Source organism: Alcanivorax jadensis T9, from assembly GCF_000756655.1.
In the GTDB taxonomy this organism is placed as follows: domain Bacteria; phylum Pseudomonadota; class Gammaproteobacteria; order Pseudomonadales; family Alcanivoracaceae; genus Alcanivorax; species Alcanivorax jadensis.
Genome location: NZ_ARXU01000012.1, coordinates 1 through 14,864 on the forward strand (window position 1 = coordinate 1; position 14,864 = coordinate 14,864).

General features: G+C 55.7%; 11 protein-coding genes and 2 pseudogenes. 6 read left to right on the forward strand and 7 right to left on the reverse strand.

Annotation, left to right across the window (positions count from 1 at the left end; translation table 11 throughout):
* The first annotated feature begins 96 nt into the window (after positions 1-96).
* Positions 97-1,056, forward strand: a complete 960-nt coding sequence (locus tag T9A_RS13280; protein ID WP_035249303.1) for a Nudix family hydrolase — start codon at positions 97-99, stop codon at positions 1,054-1,056.
* 195 nt (positions 1,057-1,251) lie between these two features.
* Here the strand turns inward: T9A_RS13280 and T9A_RS13285 are convergent, their stop codons facing one another.
* The 5 genes from T9A_RS13285 to pilB form a co-directional block, all read right to left on the reverse strand.
* Positions 1,252-1,443 carry a DNA gyrase inhibitor YacG gene (locus tag T9A_RS13285; protein ID WP_035249304.1) on the reverse strand — a complete coding sequence of 64 codons (192 nt, stop codon included), beginning with the start codon at positions 1,441-1,443 and terminating at the stop codon, positions 1,252-1,254.
* A 2-nt stretch (positions 1,444-1,445) separates the two neighbouring features.
* The gene (gene coaE / locus T9A_RS13290) at positions 1,446-2,045 is read right to left on the reverse strand and encodes a dephospho-CoA kinase (RefSeq protein WP_035249305.1); all 600 of its coding nucleotides are present in this window, start codon (positions 2,043-2,045) and stop codon (positions 1,446-1,448) included.
* A 129-nt stretch (positions 2,046-2,174) separates the two neighbouring features.
* Positions 2,175-3,053: a prepilin peptidase gene (locus T9A_RS13295; protein ID WP_035249306.1), complete on the reverse strand. Its 879-nt coding sequence runs from the start codon at positions 3,051-3,053 to the stop codon at positions 2,175-2,177.
* 3 nt (positions 3,054-3,056) lie between these two features.
* Positions 3,057-4,283, reverse strand: a complete 1,227-nt coding sequence (locus tag T9A_RS13300) for a type II secretion system F family protein (protein WP_035249307.1) — start codon at positions 4,281-4,283, stop codon at positions 3,057-3,059.
* 2 nt (positions 4,284-4,285) lie between these two features.
* Entirely contained in the window at positions 4,286-5,992 is a 1,707-nt protein-coding gene (pilB, locus tag T9A_RS13305; protein WP_035249308.1) for a type IV-A pilus assembly ATPase PilB, read from the reverse strand.
* Positions 5,993-6,588: 596 nt separating this feature from the next.
* On the opposite strand from pilB, the pseudogene T9A_RS17445 reads away from it, so the two are divergent.
* Both T9A_RS17445 and T9A_RS17450 read left to right on the forward strand, forming a co-directional pair.
* Positions 6,589-6,697: pseudogene (locus T9A_RS17445) on the forward strand (pilin); the annotation flags it as partial.
* A 707-nt stretch (positions 6,698-7,404) separates the two neighbouring features.
* Positions 7,405-7,468 (forward strand): annotated as a pseudogene (locus T9A_RS17450) (pilin); the annotation flags it as partial.
* Positions 7,469-7,849: 381 nt separating this feature from the next.
* Here the strand turns inward: T9A_RS17450 and nadC are convergent.
* Together nadC and T9A_RS13325 are read right to left on the reverse strand one after the other, a co-directional pair.
* The gene (gene nadC / locus T9A_RS13320) at positions 7,850-8,689 is read right to left on the reverse strand and encodes a carboxylating nicotinate-nucleotide diphosphorylase (RefSeq protein WP_035249311.1); all 840 of its coding nucleotides are present in this window, start codon (positions 8,687-8,689) and stop codon (positions 7,850-7,852) included.
* Between the two features lie 68 nt (positions 8,690-8,757).
* Positions 8,758-10,098: an alanine/glycine:cation symporter family protein gene (locus T9A_RS13325; RefSeq protein WP_035249313.1), complete on the reverse strand. Its 1,341-nt coding sequence runs from the start codon at positions 10,096-10,098 to the stop codon at positions 8,758-8,760.
* A 205-nt stretch (positions 10,099-10,303) separates the two neighbouring features.
* Between T9A_RS13325 and T9A_RS13330 the strand changes: the two genes are divergently transcribed.
* The 3 genes from T9A_RS13330 to T9A_RS13340 all read left to right on the forward strand — a co-directional run bounded on the left by T9A_RS13330 (position 10,304) and on the right by T9A_RS13340 (position 14,547).
* Positions 10,304-12,538 (forward strand): DUF1631 domain-containing protein, encoded by a 2,235-nt coding sequence (locus T9A_RS13330; protein ID WP_035249314.1) that lies wholly within the window; start codon positions 10,304-10,306, stop codon positions 12,536-12,538.
* A 325-nt stretch (positions 12,539-12,863) separates the two neighbouring features.
* Positions 12,864-13,427 carry a 1,6-anhydro-N-acetylmuramyl-L-alanine amidase AmpD gene (gene ampD, locus T9A_RS13335; protein ID WP_035249315.1) on the forward strand — a complete coding sequence of 188 codons (564 nt, stop codon included), beginning with the start codon at positions 12,864-12,866 and terminating at the stop codon, positions 13,425-13,427.
* A gap of 283 nt (positions 13,428-13,710) precedes the next feature.
* Positions 13,711-14,547, forward strand: a complete 837-nt coding sequence (locus T9A_RS13340) for a membrane protein (RefSeq protein ID WP_035249316.1) — start codon at positions 13,711-13,713, stop codon at positions 14,545-14,547.
* The last annotated feature ends 317 nt before the right edge of the window (positions 14,548-14,864 follow it).

The window sequence follows — 14,864 nt, forward strand, 5'->3', positions numbered from 1 at the left end:
AGGAGCTATGCTTGCATGGCGAACATACTTGCGACAGCTCATTCGCTGTTGCGCCTGCGGGCATGGCTCTCCCGACGCTCCTGAAGGAACGTTTTTATGACCGTAGCTACCCCCGCCATCACCGTCGTTGCCGCCATCATCCGCGGCAACGACGGCCGCATCTGCCTGAGCCGACGCCCGGACCACAAGCATCAAGGGGGCCGCTGGGAGTTTCCTGGCGGCAAAGTGGAGCCGGGTGAGCCCCTGTCGGCGGCCCTGGCCAGGGAGCTGGAGGAGGAGCTGGGCATGCAGGCGGCCATTTCCTCTCCGTTCATGACTATCGCCCACCAGTACCAGGATCTGCATGTCACCCTGCATTTTCGCGATGTCACCGCCTGGCAGGGCGAGCCTTCGGGTTGTGAAGGGCAGCAGGTGAACTGGTTTGAGATTCCGGAATTGCCGGCGCTGGAGTTTCCGGCGGCGAACCGGCCGGTGGTCACCGCGATCACGCTTCCCGATTATCTTGCCATCGCGCCGGATAATCTGGATCTGGAAGCCCTCAAAGCGGGTATCGGCCGTCTGGATGCTGCCCGTATTGGGCTGTATCTGCGCCAGTGGAGCGAGCATGCTGCACTGCCTGAGATTCTGGCCCTGTGCCGGGAAAAAGGCGTCAAGGTATGGTTGCGGGCCTCATCGGCAGCATGGGCGGAACAGTTGTCCTTACAGGGAGTCTTTGCGCTGCATATGCCGGGCTCGGTATTGATGGATTGTCAGGGGCGACCAGATTTTGCGGGGCTGGTTTCAGCGGCTTGTCACAGCCGTGAGGCCCTGGAAAAGGCGGCAGACCTGGGGCTGGATATGGCGCTGGTCTCCCCGGTAGAGGTCACTGCCAGTCATCCGGATCGTCCCCCCCTGGGGTGGCAACAGGCGGGGGAATGGATTACCGGGTTGCCGCTGGCCTGTTATGGGCTAGGTGGTGTCTCGCCAGCGGATCTGGAAACCGCCCGCCAGTATGGCGCCATCGGCGTGGCAGGCATTCGCGCATTCTGGCCGGGCTCTGCCCCTGTACCTGTGTAGGGTGCCACTGAGTCTAAGGCGAACTCACCATCCAGCCACCGAATCGGTGCAGTTCGCCTTAGGCTCAGTGGCACCCTACGGTAGGTGTTGGTACCGCTAGCACTCGGGTGTTGTGCCCCTGTTAGAGAAAGAGGCACGGGGTTTATTCTCGCTGATGCACGAGCAGCCCAATCCGCAGCTTATCCCGTCAGACGATCAAAACTCTTCAAAATCCCCGGGGGCATTGTCATCACCGGGAATCGCATGGCGTTCCGCCGCCCAATCGCCCAGATCAATCAACTTGCAGCGCTCGGAGCAGAAAGGCCGCCAGGGATTGTTGGTCCAGCGAGTGAGGGATTTACACTGGGGGCAGGGATAGGTTTGGGTGGTGTTATTGGTATCAGACATGTTCAGAGTACGTTAGCCATTTCCAGATAGCGTTGATGCAGGCTCGCCAGTTGCTCGTGAAGTACCTGCAGCGAGCCGTGATTCTCAACCACATCGTCGGCCTGGTCCAGGCGTTTGGTTCTCTCCATCTGAGCCTTGATGATAGCGGCAACCTGCTCTTCGGGAACATGGTCCCGTTCCATTGCCCGTTTTACCTGCAATTCTGCCGGCGCATCGATGACCAGAATACGGTCCACCAGCGCTTTCTGGCTGGTTTCCAGCAGCAGTGGCGATACCAGAACGGTATAGGTGGACTCACTGGCAGCAATTTGCCGTTTCAGCTCCTCGCCGATGGCGGGGTGAGTAATGCCTTCAAGCACCTTGAGGGCGTCCGCATCCGCAAACACGATCTCGCGCAAAGCGCGGCGGTCCAGGGCGCCATCCGCAGTGAGTACATGCTCACCAAAATGGTCGGCGATATGCTGGAGCGCAGGCTGGCCCGGTTCCACCACTACCCGGGACGCCAGATCTGCGTCCACAATAGTGATGCCCTGCTGGGCGAGGAAATCCGTGGCAGCGGTCTTTCCGCTGCCAATACCACCAGTCAGGCCGACTACGAACATGGGGGGCTCCTGGGCAGAATTGAACCCGTTGGAGCCTTGCTCGCAAGGCGAAAGCGTTCAAGTAATGCAGAGCCTTCGCTTTGCAAGCAAAGCTTCAACGAGACTTTTAGGGCATGTGTTCAGCGTGGATTAACTGATCTTAAACATCCCGAGATACGAGCTGACGATGGTATCGCCCCATAGCAATGCAATCCAGCCAGCGGCCGCTAGATAGGGGCCGAAAGGGATCTGGGTGCGCTTTTCGCCACCGAAGAGAGTGGCGATCAGGGTGAACACCAGGCCCACCACGGAAGACAGCAGAATAATCAGCGGCAGATACTGCCAACCCGTCCAGGCGCCCAGAGCAGCGAGAAGCTTGAAGTCACCATAGCCCATGCCTTCCTTGCCGGTGAGCAGCTTGAACAGCCAGTACACGCTCCACAGGGACAGGTAACCGGCCATGGCACCCACCACCGCATCCGGCAGAGATACCGGTGAAACGCCAAGCAGCGCCGCCAGCAGGCCGGCCCACAGTAGAGGGTAAGTCATGCTGTCCGGCAGCAGGGTGGTATCCGCATCAATCATGGCTGCCGCCAGCAGGGTCCAGGTGGCAAACAGGGTAAAGGCTAGCCAGGGTCCATAACCGAAGTGCCAGGCGCACAGGCCGGCAAGAACGCCACTTGTCAGCTCAATGACCGGGTAGCGTTTACTGATCGGCGTTGCGCAACCCTTGCATTTACCTTTCAGTGCCAGCCAGCTCACCACCGGGATGTTTTCATACCAGGCAATGCCGTGGTCGCACTTCGGGCAGCGGGAGCGTGGTGTCACCAGATTGAATATCTCGCCATCATCCTTTGCGGGTAACTCCAGAATTTCGCGGGCTTCCTGCTGCCAGCTACGTTCCATCATCACCGGTAAGCGGTAGATGACGACGTTGAGAAAGCTGCCGATCAGCAGCCCCAGAAAAACACAGAGCCCAACCAGCAGGGTTGGGCTCGCGGAAAGAACATCGAAAAGATTGTCTATCATTAATTAGCCTACAACTTGACCCAATTGGAAAATCGGCAGGTACATGGCGATGATCAAGCCGCCGATAAGAACGCCAAGCACCGACATAATGAGAGGCTCCATCATGCTGGTGAGGCCATCCACGGCATTGTCGACTTCATCCTCATAATAGATGGCGACTTTTTCCAGCATGGCATCCAGTGCCCCGGATTCTTCGCCGATAGCGGTCATTTGTAGAGCCATGGCGGGGAAGACACCTGTTGCTCGCATTGCAAATTGCAATTGCTGACCAGTTGAAACGTCTTCTTTCACTTTGTAAACGGCTTTGCGATACACCACGTTACCCGTCGCCCCGGCACAAGCATCAAGGGCCTCGATTAAGGGGACGCCAGCGGCGAAGGTGGTTGAGAGTGTTCGTGCGTACCTTGCGATGGTCGATTTAAAAGCCAGGTCACCGACAATGGGTAGTTTTAATACCAGCCTGTCCAGGGCGTCCCGGAAGGGTTCTGATTTTTTCTTGAGCGTGGAAAATCCAATTACAAATGCGACTATACAGGCGAGAATAAGCAGAAAGTTTTTTTGAAGTCCATCTGACAGATTGATAACAAAGACGGTAAAAGCCGGGAGTTCAGCACCGAAACCGGCGAAAAGATCCTGAAATACCGGGACTACTTTCAGCAAAAGAATTGCAGTTACAATGGCAGCCGCAACAACAACCGTTGCCGGGTACTTCATGGCTTTCTTGATTTTTTGTTTGAGGAGTTCGCTTTTTTCTTTATAAAGCGCGACTCGATCGAGCATTGTTTCAAGCGCGCCTGATTGCTCGCCGGCCTCAATCAAGCTGCAGTACAAATCGTCGAATTGATCTGGATGCTTTGACAGGGCCGTTGCAAAATTACTGCCTGATTCAACTTCTGTTTTCAGGCTCAGCACCAGTTGTCTCATGGTGGGGTGTTCCAGGCCGTCAGCAACGATTTCAAATGCTTGAACAAGAGGGACGCCCGCTTTCATCATGGTTGCCATCTGACGAGTAAAAATGGCGATATCCATGGGTTTGATTTTTTTCTTTCCACCAAAGCTAACTTCGCGTTTCTTGATGACTTTTTTGGCGTTAATGCCTTGTTTGCGAAGTTCTGCACGAACCAGAGCTGGACCTTTGCCAGAAGCCTCGCCTTTTACTTTCTTTCCTTGCCTGTCAACACCTTCATAAACGAAAGTGGCGTTTTTTTGTTCTGCTGATTTTGTTGCCATAATTAATGTCCGCTTGTTACACGGTTAACTTCTTCCAGGCTGGTCACGCCGTGCATGACTTTTACGAGGCCGGAGCGATGTAAGTCATTGAATCCTTCTTTGCGACACTGATCTGCAATTTGGATGGAGTTCCCTTCTTCCATAATAATCCGGGCAATACCGTCAGTGATTTTGACGACTTCATAAATCCCTACCCGACCTTTATAGCCGTTAGTGCATTTGTCGCACCCTTGTGGGCCATAAACAGTAAACCCGGTACCAATATCTTCTTCCGTGAAGCCCATCTCAAGTAGGGACTGTTGCGGTACGTCCACTACGTTTTTGCAGTGCTCGCAAAGTCGGCGTGCTAATCGCTGGGCAATAATCAGGACTACCGAGGTGGCAATATTGAAGGAGGGTACGCCCATGTTGCGTAGGCGAGTCAATGTTTCTGGTGCGCTGTTGGTGTGCAAGGTAGAAAGCACCATATGACCCGTCTGTGCCGCCTTCACGGCAATGTTGGCGGTTTCCAGATCCCGGATTTCACCAACCAGAATGACATCCGGATCTTGCCGAAGAAAGGCTCGCAGGGCCGCCGAAAAGTCCATGCCCTGTTTGGGGTTAACATTAACCTGATTGATGCCTTCCAGGTTGATTTCTACCGGGTCTTCAGCAGTAGAAATGTTGCGCTCAGGGGTGTTGAGGATATTGACGCCAGTATAGAGGGAGACCGTTTTCCCGGAACCGGTGGGGCCAGTCACCAGAATCATGCCCTGAGGCTTGTGAAGAGCATCCAGATACATCTGTTTTTGATCTTCATCATAGCCCAGCGCCTCAATACCCATTTTTGCAGATTCCGGGTCCAGAATCCGTAACACGATTTTTTCCCCGAACAACGTGGGGCAGGTGTTTACCCGGAAATCGATGGCACGGGTTTTGGAAATTTTCAGCTTGATCCGGCCATCCTGCGGGACCCGGCGTTCAGAAATGTCCAGTCGTGACATCACCTTCAGGCGAGCTGACAATTTGCTGGCAATGTTGATCGGTGGCTTGGAGACGGTTTTCAGAATGCCGTCCTGACGGAACCGCACCCGGTATGTCTTTTCATAAGGTTCAAAGTGTAAATCCGAGGCCCCCCCTTTAATCGCATCCAGCAGCAGCTTGTTCACGAAGCGTACAATGGGGGCGTCATCGGTGCCGGACTGGGTTTCGTCCTTTTTCTCTTCGGCAGGTCCAACATCAAGATCACCCATATCATCATCCAGATCATCAAAAGCGCTGCCTTCGGCTTCTGATTCCAGGTGATCAATCCAGTGAGTGAGCTTGTCCTCCTCAACGATGATGGTTTCTACATTGAGGCCGGTGTTGAAACGGATTTCTTCGAGTGCGGGCAAATTGGTCGGGTCTGACACTGCCACAAAAAGCCGGCTACCCCTGCGAAACAGGGGCAGCACATGGTGCTTGGTGATCAGTTTTGGATCCACAAGATCCTTGATCAGGCTGTCACGCTGAAAGGCGCTCAGATCCAGGATGGGGTCGCCAAACTCTTCGGCCACTGCATTTGCGACAACTCGCGCCGAGAGCTTGCCTGAGCTTACCAGCTGGTGAACGAGACTCACCCGCTCCTGGCGAGCCTGCTGTTGTGCTTGCTGTGCGTCTTCGGCGGTCAGCAATTCCTGCTTGATGAGCCTTTGCGGTAAGCCGCTGAAGGAAAGGGTCTGGCTAGTCATGGCAACCTGCTTGTTTATGCTTAGTATGGTCGGTATGCCCAACACTTTCTTCGTAACATACCGGTTGTCACCGGCACAGGGAAGAGTGGATGTCGCAAAATCAGTACCTTGTCGGGCCTTTCTAAAGGTATTCCCAGCTTTTGCGGTAGAGCTTTCTATCTAAGGTCGCGGTCTGGGCCAAGGGTTTAGGGTCGCTTTGAAAGGCAGTTAGCCATGCCCTTGTTCTGCTTAAAGTCCGACTCAGCCATCGCTACCCACCCTATCATGGCCCTCGGTGAACCTGGAGACTCGATCCAATGAATGAAGGGGGGGGGGGCAACCGATAGTGGTGGTCATCCAGGGTGACGCTTTTTGTCGTTATTTTGCTGGCGAGTGACGAATAGTGTCGGTTATGACTGCTGCCGGTAATTTCAGGAGAGACTCAATAGTCATCTCTGCAGTTGTGCGCAGTGCGATTCGGCGTTGAATTTACAGGTTTCTAATGATTTTTCCTCATGAGCAAAAAGTTGGCCCGCTCTATGCATTAGACCAACGCAGAGGCTCGCCAAGAGTGAGCTCAACAATAAGGCTTGCAAATTTTACGTTGGAGAGACGACATGAAGAAGCAAATTCAACAGGGTTTCACCCTTATCGAACTGATGATCGTGGTTGCCATCATCGGCATTCTGGCCGCGGTCGCTATCCCGGCTTACCAGGATTACGTGGAGCAGAGCCGTATTGATTCCTGCCTGGCTGAGCTGAAAGGCCAAACTAACAACTGGCTGATTGAGTACTCTCAGGACCCAGCAACTTTGTCTACTCCGGTCGCTGGTGCTTGTGCCACCGTTAACGCCGGTGCTGCTCCTGCTGGTGCTCCGGCTGCTGGCACAGACTGGACGCAGGCAACTGCCAAAGATTCAGCCAGCACTGTTGTGACCTGTGATGGCTCTGGTACTTGCTCCAAGCCGTAACAATAAGCAGGCATTAGCCTGGCTTATTTTCAAAGGCCCGGTGGTTAATACCCCCGGGCCTTTGTGCTTTTTAGTGACTTCAATTAAATGGCAAGACGCTAGTTCTACCGTTTTCCCTTTTGCACTGATCCAGGGTTTTGGCAGCTGAAACCGATTACTGGGAGTAACTATCTGAATCTGTGCGGTTAGAGGCGCCATCCCATACTTGGTGTTTTATTCGTTTGAAACTTTGATAATCTACTAAATTCAAAGTGACCTTTATTGTTGGTTTCTGCCAAAAAGTATTGTGATTTCCTGTCTTTATTAGGCCTTTGTCTGCAGCCCCGCCCCGTTTTCCGAAGGATTTCTCATTAAAAAAATCTGGTCTGGTTTATGCATTGTTTTGATCAGGGGAAAGTCACGGGATCACAATAATGAGGGGGGGCTGTGAATTATCAAAAGGGGTTTACATTAATTGAGCTGATGATCGTGGTGGCGATCATTGGCATCATGGCGGCGGTTGCCATTCCGGCGTACAACGATTACATAAGACAGTCAGCGGATAATGCCTGCCTTGCTGAGGCAGCGGCCCATGTGCGAGTGGGGGTGACCCATGTCACTTTGACGGGCACCAGCTTTCCGGCAAATGCGGCGCCGAGTCGCTGCACTGCGTTGCCGTTAATCAGTTACCCCATTTCTGCCGGCGACACGCTCACTCTTACGCCGGTAGCACCCGGCACAGGAACGGTAACCTGTGATCTGGCGGGCGGTTTCTGTCGCCTCTGACAAAAGCCACCGGGCAAAATGCTTTTGCCGTTTGAATCTTGTCTGCAGTATATCTGGAGTCCCGCAAACAATCCGGTTTCCATCCGCTGGAACTGGCACTCAGCATCGTTACGTTATATTCCTGCGGCAGTGACAATGGCCATCATTGTAATCGCAGGGATAAATCGATTGCTTGTACATGCTTGGTCAGTGCCCCCGAGGACAGAAACCATTCGCGTCCTTTGGGCAGGGTCTTGGCATTGTTTACAGTTAAGTTGCCGGAGACTTCCAGTGCGCATTCGGTGGCGAGTGAGGCGGCCTCTGTCAGCATCTGGGAATTGAAATTATCCAGCATAATCTGATCCGGTCTCATTGCTGCGGCTTCTTTCAACTCCGCCAGTGTTTCCACTTCCACAATAATCTTCTTCTCCGGTGCCAGAGCCCGCGCGCGTTGAATGGCTGCAGTAATCCCTCCGCAGGCGGCTACATGGTTTTCCTTGATCAGAAACGCATCGTACAGCCCGATCCGGTGGTTTTGACAGCCTCCACACAGAACAGCGTATTTCTGGCCAGCGCGAACTCCAGGGAGTGTTTTGCGCGTATCCAGAATCGTCACGGTGGTTCCTTGCACAGCATCAGCATACTGGCGCGCTGTGGTGGCAGTGCCCATAAGGGTCTGCAGGAAGTTCAACGCGGTGCGTTCGCCAGTGAGAATTTGCCGGGTATTGCCGCGAAGTGTGCACAGGGTTGTCTCTGCGGGCAGTCGCTGACCGTCATGAACATGCCACTCAATCTGTACATCGCCCAGTTGCCGAAACACTTCCTCAGCCCAGGGAGTGCCGCACATGACCGCCTCTTCGCGAGTGATGATGGTGGCCGTGCTTTCGCTATCGGCATCAATGAGCTGTGCCGTGATGTCACCGCTGCGTATATCTTCTTCCAGGGCGAAGCTTACGTTGCGTTGAATATCGTCGCGCACGTAGTCGGGGAGGGCTGTGGTCATGCTGAGGTGAGTCCTACAGGTGTGTTAACGCTGTAGGAGCTTGCTTGCAAGCAAGCTCCTACCAATATTCATTCCGGGTGGCGGCCGTCAAAGAACTCTCGACTCAACCTCACCACCACGGGTGACAATAATAGCAGAGCTATCAGGTTGGGTATCGCCATCAGGATATTCATGATGTCGGCCAGCGCCCAGACCAGGTTCAGGCTGACAACGGCGCCAAACGGTACGGCCAGTACCCAGATCACGCGGAAGGGGAGGACGGCCCGGTCGCCAAACAGGAATTGGGTGCATCGTTCGCTGTACAGGCTCCAGCCCAGCAGGGTGGTGAAGGCAAAAATCGCCAGGCCGCCGGCCACAATCACATTGCCGAAGTCACCGAAAGTAGATGAGAAGGCCAGGGCGGACAGGGGGGCACCTTCGGCGCCGCTGGTCCAGGCACCGGAGGCGATAATGGCCAGACCGGTGATGGAGCAGACGATAATGGTGTCGATAAAGGTGCCCAGCATGGCGATGGAGCCCTGTCTGGCCGGGTGATCGGTATTGGCGGATGCATGGGCGATGGGTGCGCTGCCCAGTCCGGCCTCGTTTGAGAATATGCCCCGGGCAATGCCGAAACGGATTGCTTCCTTGACCAGGGCGCCGGCAAAACCGCCAGCCGCCGCGGTGCCGGTGAAAGCGCTTTCGAAGCATAGGGCCAGGGCGGCGGGCAGCGCGTCAGCGTGGTCCACCAGCACCACCAAGCCGGCTAGAAGGTAAGCCAGCGCCATAAAGGGAACGATATAAGTGGCCACGGTGGCAATCCGTTTCATGCCGCCTAGCACCACCAGGCCCACGAGGACGGCCAAGGTGACCCCGGTTACCCATGCAGGAAGCCCGAAGCTGTCCTGCAGGCCGTGTGCGACAGAGTTGGCCTGGACGCTATTGCCAATGCCGAAGCCTGCCAACATGCCGAAGACGGCAAAGGCAATGGCCAGCCAGCGCCAGTTACGGCCCAGACCGTTTTGAATGTAGTACATAGGGCCGCCCACGTACTGGCCCGCCGCATCTTTTTCCCGGTATTGCACGGCCAGCACGGCTTCTGCGTATTTGGTAGCCATACCCACCAGAGCAATCAGCCACATCCACACCAGTGCCCCGGGGCCTCCTGAGTGGATGGCAGTGGCAACACCCACGATGTTACCGGTGCCGATAGTGGCAGAGAGCGACGTGGCCAAGGCGGCGCCAGCACCAATGGTGCCGACCCCCACCTGCGGGCCGAACATCTGCTTGAAGCCGAATCCCAACTGACGCAGCGGCAGGAACCGCAGGATCAGGGTCAGGTAGATCCCGGTGCCAGCAATTAGGATTAGTGCCGGCCATCCCCATAAAAAACCACTGATCTGTTTAAGAATGGTAACCGCTTGCTCCATGGCTCTCGTCCATTGCCCCAAAAGGCCTTAGGCTATGGGAATTTAGCGAGCAGGGAAAGCTGGCGACGTGTTTGTGGTTGCATACACACAAAGTCTCACATGCCAACTGGTTCAAAATTCGTAGACTGTTGATGTGTTAGCTTAGTAGAGTATTAAAACTACAGTCCCATTATTGAAGCGGGTGAAGCTTAACCCCGGGGGTGTCATGGCCAAGGTTACTCAGCTCAAACCGGTCGCCGGCAAAACAGCCGCTAACAGCCTGCCCAGACCGATCGAAAAAGTGCGTGACCGCTATCTGTCACTGGCGTCTTCCTATCTGGAAGATATGCTTGATGGTGCTGACGACACCCTCTACGACCTGGCAGAGAAGGAAACGGATAGCGAGCGCGAGCGTTACTTTGATGCCATGCGCCAGCTTCGCGTGCAGCGTGCTGGTCTGGTTGCCAGCCTGAAGCAGGCCATGCAGCACAAGTTTGCCACGCTCGGTCACTCTGACGAACAGGCCGCGTCGCTTGAAAATGCCAAGTTTGACCTGGACTCCCTGACCCTGGTGAATGAAGAAGACCTGGAAACCTCGGTGGCCCTGGATAACATGGCTCGTCGTGCCCGTAATGGCTGTGTAGAACAGCTGAAGGTGCTTTGCCACCGTCTGGAATACCTGTTTGAAAGCAAGGCGGAAATCACCGAGCGGAATAATCCGCTGGAACCGCGTGAGCTGGTCGATGCCTTCAACGAGGGTCTGGAAAAGCTCTCTCTGGACATCAAGGCTCGCCTGATCATCCTCAAGCTGTTTGAGCGAGAAGTGATGGCGGAAACTGGCTTCATGGTGTCTGAGGCCAATAAGGTACTGGTAGACGCCGGGGTCTTGCCGGATATGAAATCCGCCCCTATTGCGCCTGCACGCAAACCGGGAAATCGCTCGTTGGCATCCAGCCAGACTTCCTCTTCTGGTTCGGGTACGGGAAATAACGATCAGATGTTCGGGCTGCTGCAGGAATTGCTGGTCACCATGCGCGGTATGCAGGGCGGAGCGGCGCCAGCAGGTGGCGGAGCCCTTGTTGGTGGTGATATTAATGCAGCCATGGCGGTCATGCAGAACGGCGTGCCTTATCTCAATGGCGCCCCGGTGGCCAATGCGGCTTCCGTTCACCAGGTCAGCTCTGATGACTTGATGGGCGTGCTCAATCGTCTGCAGCGTGTCGAACGCAGCCTCAGCGAAACAGACGGTGAAAAGGCCAACCTGAAGGAAGACCTGTCAGAATTGCTCGATAGTGAGCATGGCGAAGCCATCCATGCCCTGGACCAAGCCGATGACGATGTGATTAACCTGGTGTCTCTGCTGTTTGATTTCATTCTGGATGACGAGGGCCTGCCCTCCGAGATCAAGGCGCTGATAGGGCGCCTGCAGATCCCCTTGCTGAAAGTAGCAATCACCGACAAGACCTTCTTCAGTAACGACAACCACGAAGCTCGACTACTGCTCAACATGCTCGCCCGGGCCGGCAATCAGTGGGACCCGCAACAGGGCATCCAGGACGATCTGTACCAGCGTATCAACCACGCGGTACATCGCATCATTGATGACTTTGAAGACGATGCCAGTTTGTTCGCCACCCTGCTGGATGAGTTTCAGCGCTTTTTCGACAGCCAGAGCTCACGCTCCGAGCGTGTTGAGCAACGGGTGCGTGAAGCGGAGGAAGGCAAGGCTCGTGCCGAGTTGGCCCGTCAGGAAGTGGTGGCGGTGCTCGACAAGCGCATGGCCGGCCGTCAACTGCCGGATGTGGTGGTGCGGTTACTGCGCCAGGGTTGGCAGCAGGTGCTTTACCTGACCTGGTTGCGCGAAGGCGCCGATAGCGCTGCCTGGCAACAGCAGGTCAAGGTGGTTGATGGGGTGGTCTGGAGTGTCCTGCCGCACCGCGATCAGGCGGCTCTGGAAAAGCTCAAGGCGCTCAGCCCCAAACTCCTGAAGACTCTGCATAGCGGGCTTGGCCAGATCAGTTACGATGAGGCAGAAGCCAAGCAGTTACTGATCAAGTTCCAGGATGTGCACCAGCAATTGCTCAAAGGCCTGGAAACTGAGCGAGTGCCTGTGGAGCCGGAAATGCCGGTACCGCAACCGCAAGCCCAGGAAGAAGCCGTATTGCCGGAAAACCATTTCCTGGTGAAAAAAGCCGGTCAGCTTGCTCCGGGTCAGTGGATTGAGATCATGGACGGTGACGAGCCGCGTCGCGCAAAGCTGGCTGCCAATATCCGCGCAGGGGTGAAGATGGTGTTTACCAACCGGCGCGGGATCAAGGTGGAAGAGTTCTCTGCTTACACTCTGGCCGTTGCCCTGCATGAGGGGACTGTTAAACTCATTGAAGAGGGAGCCCTGTTCGACCGGGCTCTGGAAGCGGTTATTGGCGACCTGCGCCGCATGCAGGCCAACGCACAGCACTAGTCGTTGGTTTGTCCGCGCGGGCATAGAACCTGTTCATGATCTATACGCAGCCGCGTTGCCGCTAAAAATGGTGCCAGGCAATACTCGCAGAGCACAGAGGGCGCGGACCGCAGGGCCTGACGGGTCAAGTTCAAGGTCCGCAACACAGCATGGCGCCATTTTTAGCGGTAACCCGAAGGGCCGGGCCCCTTTTTCCGCCAGCCCGCGATTGCTCTTATTGATGTAGAATGATTACACGACACAATCGCAATCACGACCTGGCGAAAAAATTGACTCCGGCGCGGTTGCGTATAGATCATGAACAGGTTCTAAGGAGCTTGCGCGGGTGCTCACTCTCAACGAACACCGGGTCGATCAGGCACAGTGGTGTCCATCCCCCAATTTCAATCCCCGCCCCGATCCCGATGATATTTCCCTGTTGGTGATTCATAACATCAGCCTGCCGCCGGAGCAGTTCGGCGGCGATTATATCCAGGCCCTGTTCCAGAACTGCCTGAACCCGGACGACCATCCCTATTTCCGCGAAATCCACCAGCTCACCGTGTCCTCGCATTTTCTCATTCGGCGTGACGGCAGCCTGTTGCAGTTTGTTCCCTGCGATCGGCGGGCCTGGCATGCCGGCGTTTCCTGCTTTGCCGGGCGGGAAAACTGTAATGATTTTTCCATCGGCATCGAGCTGGAAGGCGCAGATACTGTTCCCTATGAAGACGTGCAGTACGCGACCCTGACGGAACTCACAGCGCTACTGCAGTGCCACTATCCGGCGATCGACGATACCCGCATCACCGGCCACGAACATATCGCCCCGGGCCGCAAGACCGACCCGGGCCCCGCTTTCGACTGGACGACCTATAGGGCTCGCCTGGCTGGATTTAAGAGCCTATCTTGAATCTATCCGCAGCCGCGTTGCCGCTAAAAATGGCCCCAGGCAAGGCATGAACCGTAGGGCCTGACGGGTCAAGTTCAAGGTTCATAACACAGCATGGGGCTATATTTAGCGGTAACCCGAAGGGCCGGGCCCCTTTTGCCACCAGCCCGCGATTGCGCTTGCTTATGTAGAATGACTACACAGCACAATCGCAATCACGATCTGGCGACCCTATTTACAGGGTAAGAAAGGACTCCGGCGCGGCTGCGGATAGATTCTAAATAGGCTCTCAGGAGGAAATGGCATGAAGTTTCTGGTGCTGATACTGGTCCTCGGCCTGCGCCGTCTGGATACCAGCTGGCCATTATGGCTCACCAACCCGCAACGCCATCAGGGCTGGTTGCAGCAATGGGGCAACCGCCTGGGGCAGGGACAGCGAGTCTGGTGGCTGGCCGTGCTGTTGCCGGCACTATTGATTTACGCCCTGACTTGCTGGCTGGACGGCTTCTGGGGGCAGTTGTTAGTGCTGGTTCTGGGCATGGTATTGATCTTGTGGCTGGTTGGCGGACAAAGCGAGTTCCGTCATGTGGATGAATTACTGGTGCGCGGTCGAATGAACGACCCGGAAGGCTTTGCTGCCCTGGCCACGGATGAATTCGATGTGACCGGAACACCTGGTGATCCTGCCTACCAGAGTGCCCTGACGGAAAAGATTCTGGCGCGGGAGCAGCAGCTCTTTATCGCGATCTTCTGGCTGGTGGTGCTGGGTTTCGGAGCGGCGTTTCTGGTCGTACTCAATCGAGCCTGGGTAACCCGGGCTGGCGACGAGCAGGCCAATCACTGGCAAGCTCGCCTGGATGGCTGGCTAAGCTGGCCGGCCAACAGACTGCTGGTGCTGAGCATGGCGCTGGCCGGTGATTTCACCGCGGTTATGGAAAAAATGCGTGGCCATTGGTGGCGTCAGGAACACAGTGGCCAGCCGCTGCAGCAAGTGGCTAATGTGGCCCTGGAGGACTCCCAGGCTAGCGGTGACGGCTCCCTGTCCGCGGCCCTGGATCATCTGGAATCCCTGCAGGGGCTGTTACTGCGCTGCGTTGCCATCTGGCTGATCCTGGCGGCGCTGTGGATTATTGTGATCTAAACAATAAGCCGGCTGGGGGCGTTGGAGCTTTGCTCGCAAAGCGAAGATCTCTGAGCCAGGCCTGGGAAAACGTCAACCCTTCGCTTTGCAAGCAAAGCTCCAACGGCATTCTTGAGTGTCGAACGTCTCGGGCTCGACGTTGGTCGGGTTTTTTCACTGGGCCGCCGGTGACATGTTGTGGATAGCGAACGTCCAGTCCTTCAGTGACAGGCCAGTGGTGATTATCGTCATTTGACCGGCCAGTCATTGCGGCTAGTATGGAAAGAGCTTGTACCGGAGGTCTGGAACCTCTCGCCCAACACCCTCGGGCGCTTATT

Bases quoted from the DNA above. Each gene is read 5' to 3' on its own strand.
- T9A_RS13325 (WP_035249313.1), bottom strand. From the start codon at position 10,098: ATGGAGCAAGCGGTTACCATTCTTAAACAGATCAGTGGTTTTTTATGG.
- coaE (WP_035249305.1), bottom strand. From the start codon at position 2,045: ATGTTCGTAGTCGGCCTGACTGGTGGTATTGGCAGCGGAAAGACCGCT.
- T9A_RS13280 (WP_035249303.1), top strand. From the start codon at position 97: ATGACCGTAGCTACCCCCGCCATCACCGTCGTTGCCGCCATCATCCGC.
- T9A_RS13340 (WP_035249316.1), top strand. From the start codon at position 13,711: ATGAAGTTTCTGGTGCTGATACTGGTCCTCGGCCTGCGCCGTCTGGAT.
- T9A_RS13300 (WP_035249307.1), bottom strand. From the start codon at position 4,283: ATGGCAACAAAATCAGCAGAACAAAAAAACGCCACTTTCGTTTATGAA.
- nadC (WP_035249311.1), bottom strand. From the start codon at position 8,689: ATGACCACAGCCCTCCCCGACTACGTGCGCGACGATATTCAACGCAAC.
- T9A_RS13330 (WP_035249314.1), top strand. From the start codon at position 10,304: ATGGCCAAGGTTACTCAGCTCAAACCGGTCGCCGGCAAAACAGCCGCT.
- T9A_RS13295 (WP_035249306.1), bottom strand. From the start codon at position 3,053: ATGATAGACAATCTTTTCGATGTTCTTTCCGCGAGCCCAACCCTGCTG.
- pilB (WP_035249308.1), bottom strand. From the start codon at position 5,992: ATGACTAGCCAGACCCTTTCCTTCAGCGGCTTACCGCAAAGGCTCATC.
- T9A_RS13285 (WP_035249304.1), bottom strand. From the start codon at position 1,443: ATGTCTGATACCAATAACACCACCCAAACCTATCCCTGCCCCCAGTGT.